This window comes from Bdellovibrio sp. SKB1291214 (genome assembly GCF_002209355.2).
Classification (GTDB): domain Bacteria; phylum Bdellovibrionota; class Bdellovibrionia; order Bdellovibrionales; family Bdellovibrionaceae; genus Bdellovibrio.
In genome coordinates, this window is sequence record NZ_CP106855.1 from 776,101 (window position 1) to 792,814 (window position 16,714).

Sequence of the window (16,714 nt, forward strand, 5' to 3'; positions counted from 1 at the left end):
AGGGACTCATCCTTTAACAGCGACTCTTAGAGAGTGGCTTCTTTTTTAAGGATCTGTTCGATCGTCAAACCAACATGTGGTTCGCCAGCGAATACAGTTCCTGTTTTCTTTTTCGACAAATGTTCTTTCGCAGTTGTATAGGCTTTTGCCGGCAATGGAATGTACTGAACTTGTTTTGCCATCTCTGCGCCTTTTTCCAAATAGAACTCAACGTACTGTTTTACTTCAGGTCTGGTCATCGCTGTTTGAGAAACATAGATGAAGATCGGACGAGACAGTGGGTAGTACTGTCCAGAGATCACTGTTTTTTCCTCTGGCAAAACTGCTTTGTGTTTCGCAGGAGATTTAGCTCCGCCGATCACGCCCAACAGTTTCAATTTATCTTTATTAGTTACATAGTAAGCATAAGGGATATAGCCCAAGCCACCTTTAACACCGTTAACTCCCGTCACGCGCGTGTTGTGATCAACAGACGCCGTGTAATCACCGCGAGATGATTTCGATTTTTCTACGATAGCTTCAGTAAAATAGTCAAAGGTACCGTTGTCAGTCGAAGCACCGAAAAGAGTTAGCTTTTCATCAGGCCATTTTGCATTCACTTGTTTCCAAGTCATGATCTTGCCTTGAGCAGCTGGCTCCCACATTTTTTTCAACTCTTCAGTTGTGATTTCGCTCACCCAGTTGTTTTTTGGGTTAACCACGATTGCGATCGCGTCGAAAGCGATTGGCAATTCGAAGTAAGTGATTTTGCCATCACGGCAAGCTTTCATTTCTTCTTTAGTGATGGGACGAGAAGCATTTTGAATATCTGTTTCGCCACGACAGAACTTTTTGAAACCACCACCAGTACCAGAAACACCGACTGTTACTTTCGTTGCGCCTTTCGACACGGTTTGGAATTCTTCAGAAACTGCTTCAGTCACTGGGAATACAGTGCTGGAACCATCAATTTTTACTAGAGACTCTGCTTTAGCAGAAAATGCGCACAAAACGAGGGCGCTTGCGATAACGAACTTCATTATTTCCTCCGATATTGGATATCAGAAAATTATCAAAGTCCGTTAGGGAGAGGTATCACCTCCCCGTTAAGATTGTGTTAGGGAATTGTTAGCATCCGCAGCGGCGCCCTAAAAAAGGGAACTGTTACCTAAAGGCGGACGCTGAGGCCGTCTTTGAGGGCTTGCTTTTGGGCGCGGAGGGCTGGAATCAGACCGATCAGAATTCCGACCACGATGGCGGCAAAGATGTATAAAAGCTCTTGGCCGGTGATGGCAGGTCCTTCTAGATATAGCCCAAATTCATTTTCAAGCCATGGTTTTAATGCCGATGCCAATGCAAAAGATAAAATCGTTCCGGAAATGACTCCTACGATAGAGAGAACTGCGGATTCAAAAACCAGCAATCCCACGATTTGCTGAGGACTTGCGCCCACTGCACGCAAGATGGCCATCTCACGGCGGCGTTCATTTAATGTTGTCGTCAAGGCTATCAACATCCCCATAAAGCCTACGGCCAAAACCATCCAGGAAATAATGCGCAAAACATTCTCCGCATAAGAAAGTCCCTGCCACAACTCACTTAAAGTCGCGCCCGGAATAATCGCGAGCACTGGCTCTTTCGTATATTCATTAATTTCACGTTGCAGCTTTAAAGTTTCAATTCGAGATTTTGCACCGACAAAGAAGGAAGTGATGCTATCAATCTTGATATTTTCTTTTTTGATCTCGACGGCTGGGGTTTCCTTGGCGGCAGACGGAACAACCCCATCTTGCCAATCCATATGTAAGGCTTCCATTCCCTCAAGGCTGATATAAACCGAACGATCTAATGGGGTGCCTGTACTTTTCAAAATACCCGCAATTTTGAAAGGACGACGATCATGCTTAACAACGCCTTCCCCTTTCGTCACTCCATGGGCCACGACGACGGCATCACCGACTCTGTAACTCAGCTTGCGAGCAACCTCGGCGCCAACCACTACATCCCAAAGATCCTGCAGCTCATGACCCGATTGCAGCTCGACTTTCTGGTCACCGCGGAAATGATAGAATTTAAAAAAATCATTCGTAGTTCCCACAACACGGAAACCACGATGACTATCCCCCAAAGAGTATGGGATCGTCCATTCAATCGCTGGATGCTTTTGCAGCTCTTGATAGGTTTCGTAAGAGATGTTGTTCGTAGGATTTCCTAAGTTAAAAACCGTGTACAAAATCAATTGTAACGGACCACTACGCGGACCCACGATTAAATCTGTTTTTGAAATCGTTTGCGTGAAACCCTCTTGCGCCGCTCTGTGAGCTCGCTCCACGGAGAGCAACAGCCCCACGCTTAAAGCGATAGAGATCACCGTCAAAGTCGTTGCAAAGGCACGGTTTTTTAAAGATTTAATAGCCAGGTTCAAGAAGATCATCGCGCTGTCCTGTTAATTGATTCAAGTGACAGTGAACGCGTAAATAGGTTTTCAATGCCTCGATCATGAGAGACAAACACCACTGTCGTTCCATACAGCTCAGACAATTCAAAAAGCAGCTTCAAAAATTTCTCGCGATGATCAGCGTCCAACGCTGACGTCGGCTCATCCGCCAACAACAAGTCAGGTTTCCCTAACAAGGCACGCGCCACGGCCACACGCTGCTGCTGTCCTACACTTAGCTCTGTGACTTTCTTATCTAACAAATCACCGATTCCTAAATTGCCACACAACGCGCGAATCACCATATCAGTGTCCACACTGCCCAAACGCGACTTGCGCACCGGACTTAAATGCAACGGCAATTCGATGTTTTCCATAACTGACAGATACGGAATCAAGTTGAAGCTTTGGAACACGTAGCCCATGTGCTCCGCACGGAAGGCATCCCGCTCGGAAGAACTCATAGAGCTCAGATCACGACCTAAAATCTTAATGCTTCCTTTAGTGGGAGTTAAGACCCCTGACAAACATTCCAGAAACGTCGTTTTACCCGTCCCGCTGGGACCGTACAAAAAAAGTTCCTCACCCTTTTGCACTGTAAACTCGGGCACTACCAATGTCGGCTTGTTATAACCTGCATAGGTGTACTCTAGGTCACGAATTTCAATTAAAGCTTCATTAGAGCTCAACCTGTTCTCCGCTCTTCGTTAATTCCTGGGACTTTTGTGTTTCGCCGGTGATGACGTTCACCTTTACAGTTTTCACACGCGAAAACACTTTCTGCACTCCAAATGTCATGGCTGTGCCATTTGGCGCTTTTTCACAAACGATATTAAAAATGGCATTTACATCAGCATGGTTGTCCTTTTGAACAACCTCGTTGTAATCCATTTTTACTTCACACTTGTTGTCTGCTGCAAACTGAAACAAGTCATTCACTTTATCATTAAATTTCTTAAGTCCCGCTTCTTTGCTGGCTTTATCTTTGACCGATTTTGCCTCGTACTCAAAACCATAAATACTGGAAGCAGGTGCGTGAAACTCGATTTTGCCGTTTTTTCCATCAAACGCTACATCCACAGTGGCGACACCGTGAGCATGCGCACCGTGTTCTCGTGCGGCCAACGCTAACATTGAAAACAAAAGCACCTTGAACATAAAAACCCCCTGTTATTGGGAAGGCGATATATCGAGCCTATTTATAAGGCTCTACGCCCTCACCGGTAATTTCAAAGGATGCGTCACCGTACATTGATTTCTTGGTTACTAGTTTTAACGTGCCATAAAGCCAAATTGGGCCTTGCATTGCTGGCACACCCTTTTTCATTTTCACATAAACCATTTGATTTGGCGGTGGAGCTGGAACGTGAATACATGCTTGAGAGCTTGGCACCAAAAGGAACTCGACAACCTGGCGCTGTTCGTCTTCCAAAGGGACCATGAAACCAGGAATACGGACTGTCTTACCATCTAAAGCCATCAGCTCCGCAGTCGACTTACCCGTGATGTAATCCATCTCACCTAAAAGCCGCCAATCCACCAAGGCTCCACCACGATCTGGGCCGTCAGCCATGCGCTGGTAAACAGCCACACCGACAACCACCGCGATACATAGAATTCCTGGGAACAGCCACTTCTTCATACTTTTAATTTACGTCTTACGCCCTCTCAAAAGCAATAGCTTTGCTTGGCTCCACCATGTCTGATATAACGGAAAACCTTGATACCAAGAGGTACTAATTATGAGCGGAAAATTGCAAACGGTTCGTGGCACTCGTGATCTTCTTCCAGAGGACAATTTAGTCTTCCGTTTTGTCGAAGAATCAGCCTATCAGAAAGCAAAACTTTACGGATATGGCGAAATCGAAACTCCTATTTTTGAATTTTCTGACGTTTTTCACCGCACTCTGGGGGAAACTTCCGACGTTGTCAGTAAAGAGACTTACGACTTTACAGATCGTGGCGGAGAAAGCCTCACTTTAAGACCCGAGGGAACAGCGGGCGTGGCTCGCTCTTTTATCTCGGAAGGCATGAGTCAGTTGCTTCCTCTTAAATTTTATTATTCGGGCCCGATGTTTCGTTATGAGAGGCCGCAAAAAGGCCGCTACCGCCAATTCTTCCAATTAGGCGCAGAGTGTCTAGGTTATGACACTCCCTTAGCGGACGTCGAGTGCATCGCGATGGCCTGGGATCTTCTAAAACAAATCGGCATTTCTGCAGAGTGCGTTCTTGAAATCAACACATTAGGTGATGCAGAAAGCCGCGCTGCTTACCGCGATGCTCTGGTCGCTTACTTCAAATCTCACGAAAGTGAATTGTCCGCTGACAGCAAGACTCGCTTAGAAAAAAATCCGCTGCGTATTTTGGATTCCAAAGACGAAGGCGATAAAAAATTAAATGCAAACGCTCCTAAGTTTGAAACTTATTTGAATGAAAACTCTAAAAATTTCTTCAAAAAGGTTTTGGCCGGTATCGAAAAATTAGGAATTCCTTATAAGTTGAATCCTCTTTTGGTGCGCGGACTTGATTATTATTGCCACACGGTTTTTGAATTCACGACTTCAAAACTGGGAGCACAGGGCACTGTTTTGGCGGGCGGTCGTTATGACGGTTTAGTGGAAACAATGGGTGGCCCGAAAACTCCGGCTGTGGGTTGGGCTGCGGGAATTGATCGTCTGGCTGATTTGACTCCGAAGGAACTTGCGGTCTCCAAAGAGGTTTTGATCGCAATCATCGGTGCTGACGAAGCTGGCGACGAAGAAAGCGTCAAACTCGCCCATGAAATCCGTTCGCGCGGGTTGAAGGCTGAAAATTTCCTGTCTGGCAAAATGGGCAAGAAAATGCAAAAGGCCAACAACAAAGGCGCTCACTACGCGTTGATCTTAGGCGGCAACGAAGTGACGAACAATACTGTTACGGTCAAAAACTTCCAGAGTGGCGAACAAACAACAGTTTCCCGCTCTGAAATAGCCACCTTCGATTTTAAAATCTAAATAAAAAAAGGGCAGTTCCACTGCCCTTTTTTTATGCTTTTTTCTTAAAGATTGCGGTTTCCAATTTTTTAAGACGATCTTCAAAACTGTCTTGATCGCTCATCGCTTTCGCCAGAAACCAATTCAGAAAAGTTTGATATCCCATTCCCTGTTTTTCGCCTTCAGACTCAAGCCATTCCAGCACCGCAGGATCCAGACGAAAAGTTTTAATTACCTTCACCTGTTTCGAACTTTTCCCTTTTTTTGCCTTAGAAAAATCGTACTCTTTTTTCATAATCTTCTCGCAAAATATTGTTCATTTTCCTTCGAAGTCGCCTTACGGGCCGATATCACCCTTACGCGAATCCCCGGGGACTTTTCAACAAAGACGACGACTAAAGTTTTAAACTGATCGGTCATGCCCAGTCGAATCCATCGATCCTCGTCATCCGAATGATCAGGGTCTGCAATCTCAAGGGCGCTGTCGTCTTTCCAAATCGTTACGGCTTCCGCAAATGAAATCCCATGTTTTTGGCGATTCATGGATGCTTTATGGTCATCCCATTCAAATTCGATCAGCTCCATATTACTACACTGTTGTTACATTGTAAAACTTCTTTGCTCATGCGTGCTAAGCATGCAAAATCAGGGGAGTAACAAGCTTAAAGGGGTGTACCATTAAAGGCCCTGCTCCATCGAAACTCGGAAGACGCCATTTGATGATATCGCAACAACAGGGCTTTTAAGGCTTAGTAATTTGACGGCTCCTTTCTCCTTTGTTAATCAGTACGGCAAAAGGGAGACCTCATATGAAAAAATCAATTCTTGGTACAATTGCAACGTTGTTGGTAACAAGCTCAGCATTCGCCACTTCTCCACTGAAAATTGAATGCCGTAACTCAGATTCAAAAAGCCAATTCCTTTTCAACATCACAGCCGAAGTATCTGCCGCAAACCAACTGACTCAAGTGACAGTCGTTTCTGGATATCACGGCCAAGTTTGGACTTCACACCACGAATCCATCACTGAACAGGATGGCAAATTCATCTTCAACCAAACTGACAGCTTGAAAGTCGAAGCCGGCCTTTTAGAACAAGCCCTTCGCTCCAACACTCAAGTTCAATTCCCAGCCATCTTGATTAATTCAAATAGCTACACACCATTGACGTGCGTTTCTAAATAAAAAAACAGCATTCAAAAATAAAAAAGCGAACCTAATAGGTTCGCTTTTTTTATATATCAACTCCCCGATCCCGTCCCCGATTCCATCCCACCGCAGAACAGAAACGGTCAACACGGTTCGAGTGCACAAAAAGCTTTAGCTTTTTTGAGGCGCAGCCCATGCGGAGGTTCGGGACTGCCACGTAGGCGTACTCCAAGTACGCCGAAGAGCAAGGCCCGAGCCGACAACGCAGCAACCGAGCCGTTTCCCCCTATTTGCGGTTTAGGCGAATCGAGTGGCCTCGACCCCATCCAGGGATTTTAAGAGAGCCAGCTCTGCTCCAGATGAACATCATCAAAAGACCCACGCACAACATTGCAATCGACAGCCACTGACCACGAGTCAGACCAAACAATTGGAAACCGATTTGCACGTCGGGCATTCGGAAATGTTCGTCAGCGATACGCACTACTGCGTAAAGCATGATAAATACAGAAGCGATGAATCCTGGTTTACGTGGTTTTCTCCATAGGAAGAATAGCACCAAGAAAATGAACAAACCCTCTCCCACTGCCGCAAAAAGTTGCGAGGGATAACGAGGTGTCAACAATGGTTCGATGGCCGCTTTCACAGCAGTGTTGCCGTCCTGAATAGACAGAATAACTTTGTGAAGAGTTGCATAGACTTGCTCACGAGCGCCTTGGTCCATATTGAATTTACCAACAAGTTCCAACCACTGCTCGCGAGTCATTCCGCCGACACCACCGATTTTATCCACCACATTTCCAAGGTCAGGCAAACGGCTGAATTCTTGAGAAGGCCACAATTCGATATCTTGAGGGAATTTTACTGCCAAAGGGAATGAAGGATCACAAGCGCGACCCACCAGCTCGCCATTGATGAAATTCGCGATACGGCCAAAAAAGACACCGACAGGGCCCGCAACCGCGACAAGGTCAAACAGGTAAGTTGCGTTCACAGAGTACTTTCTTGCGTACAACAGGCAGGCAACAACGATACCGATGATACCTCCATGACTCGCCATGCCACCCTCGTTAACAGCCAACACTCCCCAATATGGGAAGCTGCTTTTGAATTTCCAAATCAGATCCGGGCCATAAAAGAAAACGTAACCCAAACGACCGCCCACCAAAGTACCAATGGCGCCATAAGTGATGAAATCGCCTACCATCTGAACAGTCAGGCCCGAGCGTTGGCGCGTTGCCAACCATTTGATTAACAAGTAGGCACAGATAAAGCCCATCATGTAAGAGAGGCCGTACCAGCGAACTCCGAAGTCACCAGAAATTCTTAACGCAAAGGGATCAAAATCGTGAACCACTGTTCATCCTTCTATGAGACGTTTTTTCGTCTCATATTTGTGTCTCATCCTGTGTCTCAACAGGGAAAATTTTAGACTCGATCCTAATAAAGCGAGAAAATAGGGTCATGTCCAGATTTTCATATTTACTTCTGTTATGCATTATCGCCTTTTCTCTCGAATCTGTTGCGCAGACAGCCTCGAAATGGAGTAGTGGTTTTGATTTCACTCAACGGGCGGCAAAACGGGAACAAGGTCGCTGGTCGCTGACGGATTGGCTGGCGATCAAAGACAAGAATCGAATGATGGATCAGTGGCTTTCGATGAACAGCCCTTCTCCGTATGAGCTGATGTTGAGCGGAAGCTACCTGTCGTACGACAAGCACGTTGCGGACGGTACCACACTAGACACCGCACACTCGAATATTCTGACAGAGTTCGCAGCCTATGCCCAATTTGTCGGTGTGGGCGCAGAATATTCCAATAACACGAATGAAAATTACTCTGACTTAGCAGGGCTATTTAATTTACGTCTGCTAGGAAACTCGCTGCAAAACACGGGCTTTACTTTGTCCTATGGTTTGCGCACACGCGAAATGACCGGCACCTCTGCAACCACATTGCGCCAACAATTTGGCCAAGCTGATTTGCAGCTGTATCTTACAAAATATTTTGGATTGGATTTAAAATATCGCTATTTCCTCCCCGTCACCAATGATGTTTTAGGCGACGTCAAAGAGGATCTCACGGAGGCAGGCTTGTTTATAGACTTCAAGGCCCTGCGAATCTTCGGAGCCTGGTACAAGGAGAACCAGAAAATAAAATCCCCAGGTGCGACGGATGAAGTACATACCGATCGCACGGGGATTAGGTCAGGAATTAAACTTTTCTTTTAGTGAAAGACACTCCGGCATGCCATTGCCGATCCAGAAATTCCTTTTGAATTAAGCATACTCAACAAACTTTCAATCTTCTTTGGAACCATCTGTGGGTTCGCTTGCTTGACTCGTAAAGCGTATTGATTGAGCGCAGCCAACAGACGTTTTTTAATTCCACCGTCGGAAGCAGTCTCAATCGAATGAAAAACATATTCAAAACTATAGACATTATTTAACAAGTTATCGAAATGTCCTTTTTCAATACCTTCGGCAATACCCTGCCACATAAAGCTATTTAATTTTGAATCAGGAATAGTATCTCCCGAACGAAGAATATCAAAGCGAAGGCCGTACAGAATTTCTGCCGAGATTTCTCTTCGAATAATATCCACTACCCCAGCCGATGGCTTTTCTAATTTTAACAGGTCACGCAATACGGTCACCAGGAGCTGGGAGTTCACGGCTTGAAGAGATTTAAGCAATTCTTCCGGATAAGCGGCTACGATTTTACTTAAGCCCGTGGTTTGACCATTGCTTGCAAGCCCCGCCATTATTTGCACCAAGTACATTCTTGTATTCGGAGAGTATGTCTTCCAATCTTGAATGACAATATCAAAGGAACGTGACTCGCCTGCAACCATTTGCTTCAATCCCTCGATAGGATCTGTCGAAGCATATTCACCCAAAGCTTTTTGGAACAGCTGTAAATCCAATATATTTCCATTTTCAATGGGCATTACAAAAGGAAGCTTCGCAGATTGACGAACCACAGTCCGATCCTCTGAAACTTCCTTGGCACTACCAATTTCAGCCTGCACATTGCTGATATTATTCATAAAGCGATCGACTTTTTCTTTTGACAACACAGCCAAGAGATCTTTACGAAGCTTTTTCTTATCCAAATGAGTAAAACTACCTTTGAGATGACTTGAAATTTTATAAAGGCCTGCACCCTTGATTTCAACTTCTGCATCATAGAAAGCGAGTGAATTATCAATCGCGACAAGTCGGCCATCCCGCCCTGTTACAATATTATGATTGCCGTGAATATCGCGATCAAAATTTACCACAAGACCATCAAACCATTTTAAATCATACGCTCGGACTGTTTGCACTTCTCCCAACCTCTGCCGTTCGCTGGAAGCCGCTGGGTAAAACAGTTGCAAGCTATAGTCTTGTTGACCCATTTTTCGAGTCACTGTCAAAGGAACCATGTTCAAACCTAAAGCGCGATCTACCACATAGGCTGCACGCTCGTTTGCCGCAGATTCTGGATTTTCTGACATAGCGGGCTTTAATACTGCAACGACATTATTTTCAAAGAATGCGACCCACGATTCAGTCATCCCGCCGCCAAGAGGCTTGATGTATCTGATAGGACTTGTTTGAAGAACTTTCTCCAGCTGCCCTTCAAATTGCGCAGCTTCAGCTCCATGCCCACTCTCTAAAAGATTCCAAAGAACACCCTGAGGGTTATCCACTGACGAGGGCAACGCCCACGTCGGAAGCGCCACGAGCATTGGAAGCAAAAATGAAAGCGATGACCGCAACAAAGAATTCATGCGGCTATCTATTGCAATCCATGCCAATGTCCCGTTATGAGACACTGGCGTTTCAGATCATTTTTAGGCTTATTGATCCCTCTTCAACGATGCCACTGTTAGAAATATGTGATCAGTTTGCCAAAAATGCGCACCGCTCATTTATTTCAAGGACTGAAAAGCACCTTCGCCAGTAATGAAATAACTTTGTGTAGATTCGATATGAGTGACTGTCGAATCCAATGTCCACTGCACATTCATTTGCATCGCTGCCACAGGATTATTCGTTGTTCCAATATTGGTGACTGCTGGAATATTTGCTATCACAGAGAAATCGAATCCCCACGCCACTGTTAAGCTTGCCGGAATCACTTGAGCATTTGTAATGTATTGGCCAACCCCATTCAAATTTCCATTCGGTGTGTACATCACGCGGTAAGTGAAATCCACAACCGTCATATCAAAACCATTTTTGTATTGAACGTTGTAGGTTTTGTATTTCGGGGCACTCCACCCTTGCAGGTCCGTCCAGCATTTCACCCCCACAGGCAAGGCATTGGCTGTATCAAATTTTGTGTTAATCGCAGGTTTACCGGCCTCGATGATTTTCCAAATCTCTTTGCCGATGTTGATGATTTGTTCTGGCGAAATCATATCCGCCGCCGCAGTGGGAGCTGCTTGTGACAGAGTTGTGCAATCAGACGCGACTTGAAATGTTGACGGGGGAATTTGTTCCGTCACTTCTTTGACGGTGATGTTTTTTATTTTGTAGTAATCTTGGTTGTGCGGATTTGTTTGCGCGTAAGAGTGTGAAGTAACGACAGCAGAAAGAGCGATGATTGCAAGAACACGAATCATGAAAACCTCCCCTATTGTGGAAAGATTTCTATCAAGAGACGCTTGTCAGAATCAAGTTGGGATTTACCAAGTTTTGCTAAGGGCAAGCGACGGAAACATCCATGTCTTTGTATTACTTTCAGAAGTCTCCGTGCCATCGACGGTTTTCTTGCTGTAAGACGCTGAATAGTAGTTAATGGCAACCCCGATATGGAATCCGGATTTCACTTCCGGCATTAAGCCAAACGAAACAAGATAGCTTGTGCCATTCCATGACTCAGTTTTATCCGTCACAACATTTTTAAAAGATGCTTTAGACAGGACGTTAAAAACGGCCGTCATGCTGAACACTTGATTTTTACCGAAGTAATATCTGATTGCCGGACCAGTGTCCGAACTTTGGAACGAAGTCGATTCGTTACTGCCTGATGCGTTGGATGTGCCGGCCATGTTCACACCTAAGTAACTCCAACCTGCCCACCATTTTTTTCCGAAGTCTAAATATCCAGCGACGTTATAGAAGTACTTTGTGGCGTCATCTTTGACGTCAGTGGCACCGGTCTTCTCGGTAATATAAGTTCCTGAGACTTCAAACATGAAGTCAGCGCGGGCCGCTGGCGACAGCGCAAGAAGGATCAGAATGATAGAGAGAATTCTCGGTTGCATATCATTCTGATCGGATTGTTCAAATCTTGACTGAATTTATTTAGCAGTCTGAATCAGCCTTGTAATTATCAAGGCTGTTGGTCTGGCTATTTGCGAATCAAAAGTGCGGCGTAAAAGCCGTCGAATCCTTCGCGGTCTGGACGAAGGTGGATCTCTTTTTCCAAAGACCACTCGGCACCATGCTCACTCATAAAGCGCTCGATCTGTTTTTCGTTTTCAGATGGGAATAAACTGCAAGTAGCATAAACCATCTTGCCGCCTTTTTTCGTCATTTTTGAATACGAAGTTAAAAGCTCGTACTGCAGGGTTTGCAAGCGAGTGATTTCCTCCTCTGTCAGTTTCCATTTTGAATCTGGATTTCGACGAAGAACACCCATGCCTGAGCAAGGCACATCCAACAACACGCGATCTGCTTCTTCATGAAGACGCTTAATCACTTTGCTAGAATCAATCACGCGAGTTTCAATAATATCAACGCTGTTACGGCGAGCGCGCACTTTCAACTCTTGAAGTTTCCACTCATGGATATCCATAGAGATGATGCGGCCTTTGTTTTTCATAAGCGAAGCTATATGTAAAGACTTACCGCCGGCACCAGCGCAAGCATCAACAACACGTTGACCCGGTTGCACGTCAAGCATCGGCACAACCATCTGCGAAGCGGCGTCTTGCACCTCGAACATCCCTTTACGGAAAGCCTCGGTAATAAAAACGTTACGACGCTCTTTTAATTTCAAGGCGTAGGGAAGATCCGGAGAAACCGGCAAAGCTTCAATGTCGGCTTTTTTAAGTTCTGCGATCACCTGATCTGGAGTGAATTTCAAAGCGTTCACACGCATGAAAACTTCAGCAGGCTTATTCAAGGCCTTAACCACTTTTTCCCAAACATCGCCCAACTCTTGGCGACCGCGAGTATCCATCCAATCAGGAATTGACTGCGCGACAGGGAACTTTTCTTGAGCTTCTTTTTCACGAGCTTTGATAAAGTCGTAACTTAAGCCTTCGAACTCTTCCCAATCTGGAAGGTCAAAGCCCATTCGCAACCACTGAATACCCACGATGCGCCACATGTCCCCGCTTTGTCCCATGAACTCAAGCAAGCGGTACCAACGAACGACTTCGTAAACTGTTTCAGCAAAAAATTTGCGATCACGGGAACCCCATTTGGAGTGCCCTTTAAGATTGTATTGAATAACTTTATCGGCGTATTTGTTCTGGTCGAATATTTCTTCTAAACCATTAACAACGGCCTCTGCGAGATGTCTGTGAATTTTCAAAACGTAAATACCAAGCCAGCGGCTAAAAAGGTTCCATTAATCTGCCCTGAAGAGAGCAAAAACAGGGAATTTCTTAACCCAGCCTCAATGAAGAAGCCAGTGTTTTCAAAGACATTGAAAAAGCGTGCACCGGCGATCAATTGGTAGTCCAACGTTAAAGCGGACTTGGAGTTGGTTTGCTTCATAAAGATGCCAAGTCCCGCGCCTGCGCCGAAATACAGAGGGAAACGAGAGTTTGCATCAGGAAACGTGATCACAGGCAGGAAGGAAATCTTGCTCGTGTTCTCATCACTCACATTGTAATCTGTGTACTCCATGCGGATATTCAAATCCATGGAGTTGTACCACTCGCCCACACGGTATGTGACACCGAAATTATTTTTACCGATGTCATCTTGTTGCCCATTTTTACCCCAATCGTAAGATTGGGATGCCATATAGCGGGCCCAGTGCAAAGCCAGGTAATGATCCGATGACCCGCCACTTGTGGTATTACTTGTTCCACCTACGTACGTGGTGTTGTCGTCCAGATTGTCTTTTTGAAAATATTTCGCCGCGGCATCACGCCCTACTACTGGCTGCTGAGCTTGTGAGTAGGAAGCCAATAGAAATAGGGGCAAAAATACAGAAAAAACGTTCTTCATGAGTCACCTCGTCTACCCAATATTCTAGCCAGAATTTGGGCTCAGGCGGAACTCATTGCAGCACCAAATGACACATTTAGTCATTGAGTCTAGAGGCATTGACTCTGAGAGAGGCGATACCTAATCTCCGGCTAACCTTTTGGGACGGGACCAAAGACTATGAAATGCCCATTTTGTGGCCACGCAGACGACAGAGTTTTAGATACGAGAGTGCAGAAAGATGGCAGCATCCGCCGCCGTCGCGAATGCCTTGAGTGCAAAGCTCGTTTCTCGACTGTTGAAACAATCATGATCGCCCTCCCCTATATCATTAAAAAAGACGGTCGCCGCGAACCATTCAGTAAAGAAAAAATCCTGAAGGGCTTGTCAGCTGCGACCCAAAAACGTCCTGTCAGTGTCGCGCAAATCGATGCCGTGGTGGAGCGAATTGCAGCTTGGATCGTCAACCGTGGCGAATCCGAAGTGAGCTCTCGCCTGCTTGGCAAAAAAGTGATGGCCGAATTGAAACAGCTTGATGACGTGGCTTATGTTCGTTTCGCGAGTGTTTATCGTACCTTTAAAGACGTCCAGGAATTTGTTGAGACTCTTGAAGACGCTGAACTGCTTGATTTTGTCGATGCAAGTAATCCACAATTAAGCCTGACTGCGATGAACTTCGTTGAAAGCGAGAAAAAGCCAAATCATGAAACTGACAGCAAGACGCCAAGCCCGGGAGCTCGCACTCCAAATCCTGTTCCAAACTGAGTTCACGCCAACTATCAGCGTTCGTACTTTCATGGATGTTTTCGAAGAGTCTTATGACACTGAAACGACTTCCTATGCAGATTTGATCATCAAAGGTGTTCAGGCAAATAAAGCCGCCGTTGATGCAAAAATTCAAGCCTCCAGCGCACACTGGAAAGTTGAACGTATGGCAACGATTGATCGCAACATTTTGCGCATCGCTGTTTGGGAAATGAAATTCTCTGCCGATCCTATCAAAGAAAACATTGCCATCAATGAAGCGGTTGAGATCGCTAAAAAGTACGGCACATCTGATTCTGCAAGCTTTGTTAATGGCTTGTTGGATCAAGTGAGCAAGGTGCACTAATGGCAGTCAATGTGCTTTCCCAAGCGGGCGCATTCAATCCCGGATCTGATCTTTGGGTTGTACCGCAACTTGGGAAATCAGAATGGACCAGCAAACTTGATTGGTATTTGAACTTTCAACTTTGCAAATCATCCCGTCACGTCAGCAACCAGGTTCCTGGCTTTCTCAACGACGTGATCAAAGAAACCGAGCTGACTAAATTCTATCGCCCGGTTGCTCAAAATGCGCCGATGATGATTGCCTCCGAAACGCTGCTTCCCAACAAGTGGGTTGTGGTGATTCCGTGGACAGAAGATCTGGCTTCGTGGAGCCAAGCGATTTCCCAAGTTTGGAGCGGTTTACAGCAACCAACATTGCGCGTGTTTCTGCCACCTGGACAAAGTACTGGGAACTTTCAACAAGCTTGGTTGAAGCATCAAAGCCATCAAGATTTCACTGTCGTGCTTGATTAATGATCTCCTCTGCCTTCACAATGAAGGAAAGAGGATTGCATCATGGAACGTCTATCACAAGCGCTTGTCTCTAAAATTTCCACTTTTCAAAAACGTCTTCAGTCATTTTTAGAAAATGATTTTGATCCCCAATCCGAAGAGCGCGAACGCGTGCAACAAGAATTTGAAGCTTCTCGTGATGAATCTTTGGTGCGTGGTTTGTCTCAAGGCTTGCCTGAAGATCATATCGACCGCGCGATCGTGGTGTTTTCTCGCCTAGCGATGTTGTTCCAAGCAGGCATCTTACTTGAAAATCACGATGGTGACTGGAAAGCACAGGCATTTTTTCATAAGGGAGTTTCAGAGCTTTTTAAAAACAGCGCGAAATCTTCTTTAAGTCTTCCGAATGCAAATTTGATGACCTGGTTGAAAACCGATTCTGCAGCCATCTTACGCAAAACGAATTTACAGCACTTGGATATGGATCACAAAACAACCTGTCTGTTGATCAAGGTCACTCCCGATTTTTCATTTATTTTGATGTCCTCTTTACCTGATATCTGGTTGCAAGCTCATGCAGAAAACGTGCGCCGTGCTTTAATCAATGGTTTTGCAGATTAATTATGAGCATCGAGAATAAGACCTATACCATTTACATTCTTTCAGACAGTACTGGTGAAACGGCTGCGACCATGATTCGCGCTGCCTTGGTTCAATACTCGAATAAAGACATCAATATCATTCGTTGCAAAAATGTTCGTTCAGAAGCCCAAGCCGAAGCCGTGATCGAAGAATGTTTCGAGCGCCGCGGGATGCTGGCGTACACCGTCGCCAGTCCTTCATTACGTAACAAGATTCGGGATGCAGCTGCTGGGAAGGGTATTCCTTATTTTGACTTGCTGGGGCCATTGCTTTCAACTTTGGATACTTTCTTTGGTGAGCACTCCGAATCCCACGTCGGCGCCTTGCGTGCTGTCGATGAAAGATACTTCAAGCGCATCGAAGCGATTGAATACACCGTCAAACATGACGACGGAAAAACATTTGCCGAGCTTGATAAAGCAGACATCGTACTGGTCGGAATTTCCAGAACCAGCAAAACACCACTTTCAATTTTCCTCAGTCACAAAGGCTGGAAAGTTGCTAACGTTCCTTTGGTTTTGAATGCGCCCCTTCCCGAGGAGCTTTTCAAAGTCGATCAACGTCGCGTAGTGGGTTTGATTATTGATATGGATTCGCTGCAAAGAATTCGCAAGAATCGTCTGGAAAAATTCGGGCAAGACCCTGGTGGCGAATACGCCTCGATGTCACATATCGCCAAGGAAATTGAGTTCGCTGAAAAGATCTTTAAACAAAATCGCAGATGGCCGGTGTTCAATGTGACCGAGCGTGCCCTTGAAGAAACTGCGAGTGAGATCGTGCGTATCATCGCTGCCCGCCTAGGTTTGCCAGACAGCGTGATCTTTTAAGGTTTCCGC

21 protein-coding genes are annotated in these 16,714 nt (G+C 45.5%); 8 read left to right on the forward strand and 13 right to left on the reverse strand.

Translation table 11 applies throughout. From position 1 onward, the window contains the following. Nucleotides 1-26: 26 nt before the first annotated feature. The 5 genes from B9G69_RS03820 to B9G69_RS03840 all read right to left on the reverse strand — a co-directional run bounded on the left by B9G69_RS03820 (nt 27) and on the right by B9G69_RS03840 (nt 4,058). On the reverse strand, nt 27-1,019 hold the full coding sequence (locus B9G69_RS03820; RefSeq protein WP_088616836.1) for a PstS family phosphate ABC transporter substrate-binding protein: 993 nt from the start codon (nt 1,017-1,019) through the stop codon (nt 27-29). A 128-nt stretch (nt 1,020-1,147) separates the two neighbouring features. Next, nucleotides 1,148-2,413, reverse strand: coding sequence for an ABC transporter permease (locus tag B9G69_RS03825; RefSeq protein ID WP_088616835.1), 1,266 nt, complete (start codon nt 2,411-2,413; stop codon nt 1,148-1,150). Beyond that, on the reverse strand, nt 2,410-3,105 hold the full coding sequence (locus B9G69_RS03830) for an ABC transporter ATP-binding protein (protein ID WP_088616834.1): 696 nt from the start codon (nt 3,103-3,105) through the stop codon (nt 2,410-2,412). The genes B9G69_RS03825 and B9G69_RS03830 overlap by 4 nt, the downstream gene beginning before the upstream one ends. After that, on the reverse strand, nt 3,095-3,574 hold the full coding sequence (locus tag B9G69_RS03835; RefSeq protein WP_088616833.1) for a ZrgA family zinc uptake protein: 480 nt from the start codon (nt 3,572-3,574) through the stop codon (nt 3,095-3,097). The genes B9G69_RS03830 and B9G69_RS03835 overlap by 11 nt, the downstream gene beginning before the upstream one ends. Nucleotides 3,575-3,611: 37 nt before the next feature. Then, complete coding sequence (locus B9G69_RS03840) at nt 3,612-4,058, reverse strand: DUF3299 domain-containing protein (RefSeq protein WP_254917014.1); 447 nt, start codon at nt 4,056-4,058, stop codon at nt 3,612-3,614. 100 nt (nt 4,059-4,158) lie between these two features. Here B9G69_RS03840 and hisS point away from each other — a divergent pair, with 100 nt between their 5' ends. Continuing rightward, complete coding sequence (gene hisS / locus B9G69_RS03845) at nt 4,159-5,409, forward strand: histidine--tRNA ligase (RefSeq protein ID WP_088616832.1); 1,251 nt, start codon at nt 4,159-4,161, stop codon at nt 5,407-5,409. Between the two features lie 31 nt (nt 5,410-5,440). Here the strand turns inward: hisS and B9G69_RS03850 are convergent, their stop codons facing one another. Beyond that, entirely contained in the window at nt 5,441-5,683 is a 243-nt protein-coding gene (locus B9G69_RS03850; RefSeq protein ID WP_088616831.1) for a CopG family transcriptional regulator, read from the reverse strand. Continuing rightward, nucleotides 5,680-5,973: a BrnT family toxin gene (locus B9G69_RS03855; RefSeq protein ID WP_088616830.1), complete on the reverse strand. Its 294-nt coding sequence runs from the start codon at nt 5,971-5,973 to the stop codon at nt 5,680-5,682. The genes B9G69_RS03850 and B9G69_RS03855 overlap by 4 nt, the downstream gene beginning before the upstream one ends. A gap of 224 nt (nt 5,974-6,197) precedes the next feature. Between B9G69_RS03855 and B9G69_RS03860 the strand changes: the two genes are divergently transcribed. After that, nucleotides 6,198-6,572 (forward strand): hypothetical protein, encoded by a 375-nt coding sequence (locus B9G69_RS03860; RefSeq protein ID WP_088616829.1) that lies wholly within the window; start codon nt 6,198-6,200, stop codon nt 6,570-6,572. A 250-nt stretch (nt 6,573-6,822) separates the two neighbouring features. Here the strand turns inward: B9G69_RS03860 and lgt are convergent, their stop codons facing one another. Then, on the reverse strand, nt 6,823-7,893 hold the full coding sequence (gene lgt, locus B9G69_RS03865; RefSeq protein ID WP_088616828.1) for a prolipoprotein diacylglyceryl transferase: 1,071 nt from the start codon (nt 7,891-7,893) through the stop codon (nt 6,823-6,825). A 107-nt stretch (nt 7,894-8,000) separates the two neighbouring features. On the opposite strand from lgt, the gene B9G69_RS03870 reads away from it, so the two are divergent. Then, the gene (locus B9G69_RS03870) at nt 8,001-8,768 is read left to right on the forward strand and encodes a hypothetical protein (RefSeq protein WP_254917013.1); all 768 of its coding nucleotides are present in this window, start codon (nt 8,001-8,003) and stop codon (nt 8,766-8,768) included. Here B9G69_RS03870 and B9G69_RS03875 read toward each other — a convergent pair. The 5 genes from B9G69_RS03875 to B9G69_RS03895 form a co-directional block, all read right to left on the reverse strand. Next, on the reverse strand, nt 8,765-10,312 hold the full coding sequence (locus B9G69_RS03875; RefSeq protein ID WP_088616827.1) for a hypothetical protein: 1,548 nt from the start codon (nt 10,310-10,312) through the stop codon (nt 8,765-8,767). The genes B9G69_RS03870 and B9G69_RS03875 overlap by 4 nt on opposite strands. A gap of 141 nt (nt 10,313-10,453) precedes the next feature. Beyond that, complete coding sequence (locus B9G69_RS03880) at nt 10,454-11,149, reverse strand: hypothetical protein (RefSeq protein ID WP_265437961.1); 696 nt, start codon at nt 11,147-11,149, stop codon at nt 10,454-10,456. Between the two features lie 63 nt (nt 11,150-11,212). After that, on the reverse strand, nt 11,213-11,794 hold the full coding sequence (locus B9G69_RS03885; RefSeq protein WP_088616825.1) for a hypothetical protein: 582 nt from the start codon (nt 11,792-11,794) through the stop codon (nt 11,213-11,215). Between the two features lie 86 nt (nt 11,795-11,880). Then, nucleotides 11,881-13,071: an RsmB/NOP family class I SAM-dependent RNA methyltransferase gene (locus B9G69_RS03890; RefSeq protein ID WP_088616824.1), complete on the reverse strand. Its 1,191-nt coding sequence runs from the start codon at nt 13,069-13,071 to the stop codon at nt 11,881-11,883. Then, nucleotides 13,068-13,715 carry a hypothetical protein gene (locus tag B9G69_RS03895; protein ID WP_088616823.1) on the reverse strand — a complete coding sequence of 216 codons (648 nt, stop codon included), beginning with the start codon at nt 13,713-13,715 and terminating at the stop codon, nt 13,068-13,070. The genes B9G69_RS03890 and B9G69_RS03895 overlap by 4 nt, the downstream gene beginning before the upstream one ends. A 159-nt stretch (nt 13,716-13,874) precedes the next feature. Between B9G69_RS03895 and nrdR the strand changes: the two genes are divergently transcribed. From nrdR to B9G69_RS03920, 5 genes are read left to right on the forward strand one after another with little or no spacing between them, the layout of a single operon-like run. Then, on the forward strand, nt 13,875-14,459 hold the full coding sequence (gene nrdR / locus B9G69_RS03900; protein ID WP_088616822.1) for a transcriptional regulator NrdR: 585 nt from the start codon (nt 13,875-13,877) through the stop codon (nt 14,457-14,459). Next, nucleotides 14,398-14,805, forward strand: a complete 408-nt coding sequence (nusB, locus tag B9G69_RS03905; RefSeq protein ID WP_088616821.1) for a transcription antitermination factor NusB — start codon at nt 14,398-14,400, stop codon at nt 14,803-14,805. Before nrdR ends, nusB begins: the two co-directional genes overlap by 62 nt. Beyond that, a complete protein-coding gene (locus tag B9G69_RS03910) occupies nt 14,805-15,257 on the forward strand; it encodes a hypothetical protein (RefSeq protein WP_088616820.1) in 453 nt (150 codons plus the stop codon). The genes nusB and B9G69_RS03910 overlap by 1 nt, the downstream gene beginning before the upstream one ends. A 42-nt stretch (nt 15,258-15,299) precedes the next feature. Beyond that, the gene (locus B9G69_RS03915) at nt 15,300-15,857 is read left to right on the forward strand and encodes a GTP cyclohydrolase (protein WP_088616819.1); all 558 of its coding nucleotides are present in this window, start codon (nt 15,300-15,302) and stop codon (nt 15,855-15,857) included. A 2-nt stretch (nt 15,858-15,859) separates the two neighbouring features. Beyond that, nucleotides 15,860-16,705, forward strand: coding sequence for a pyruvate, water dikinase regulatory protein (locus B9G69_RS03920; RefSeq protein ID WP_088616818.1), 846 nt, complete (start codon nt 15,860-15,862; stop codon nt 16,703-16,705). Nucleotides 16,706-16,714 lie beyond the last annotated feature (9 nt).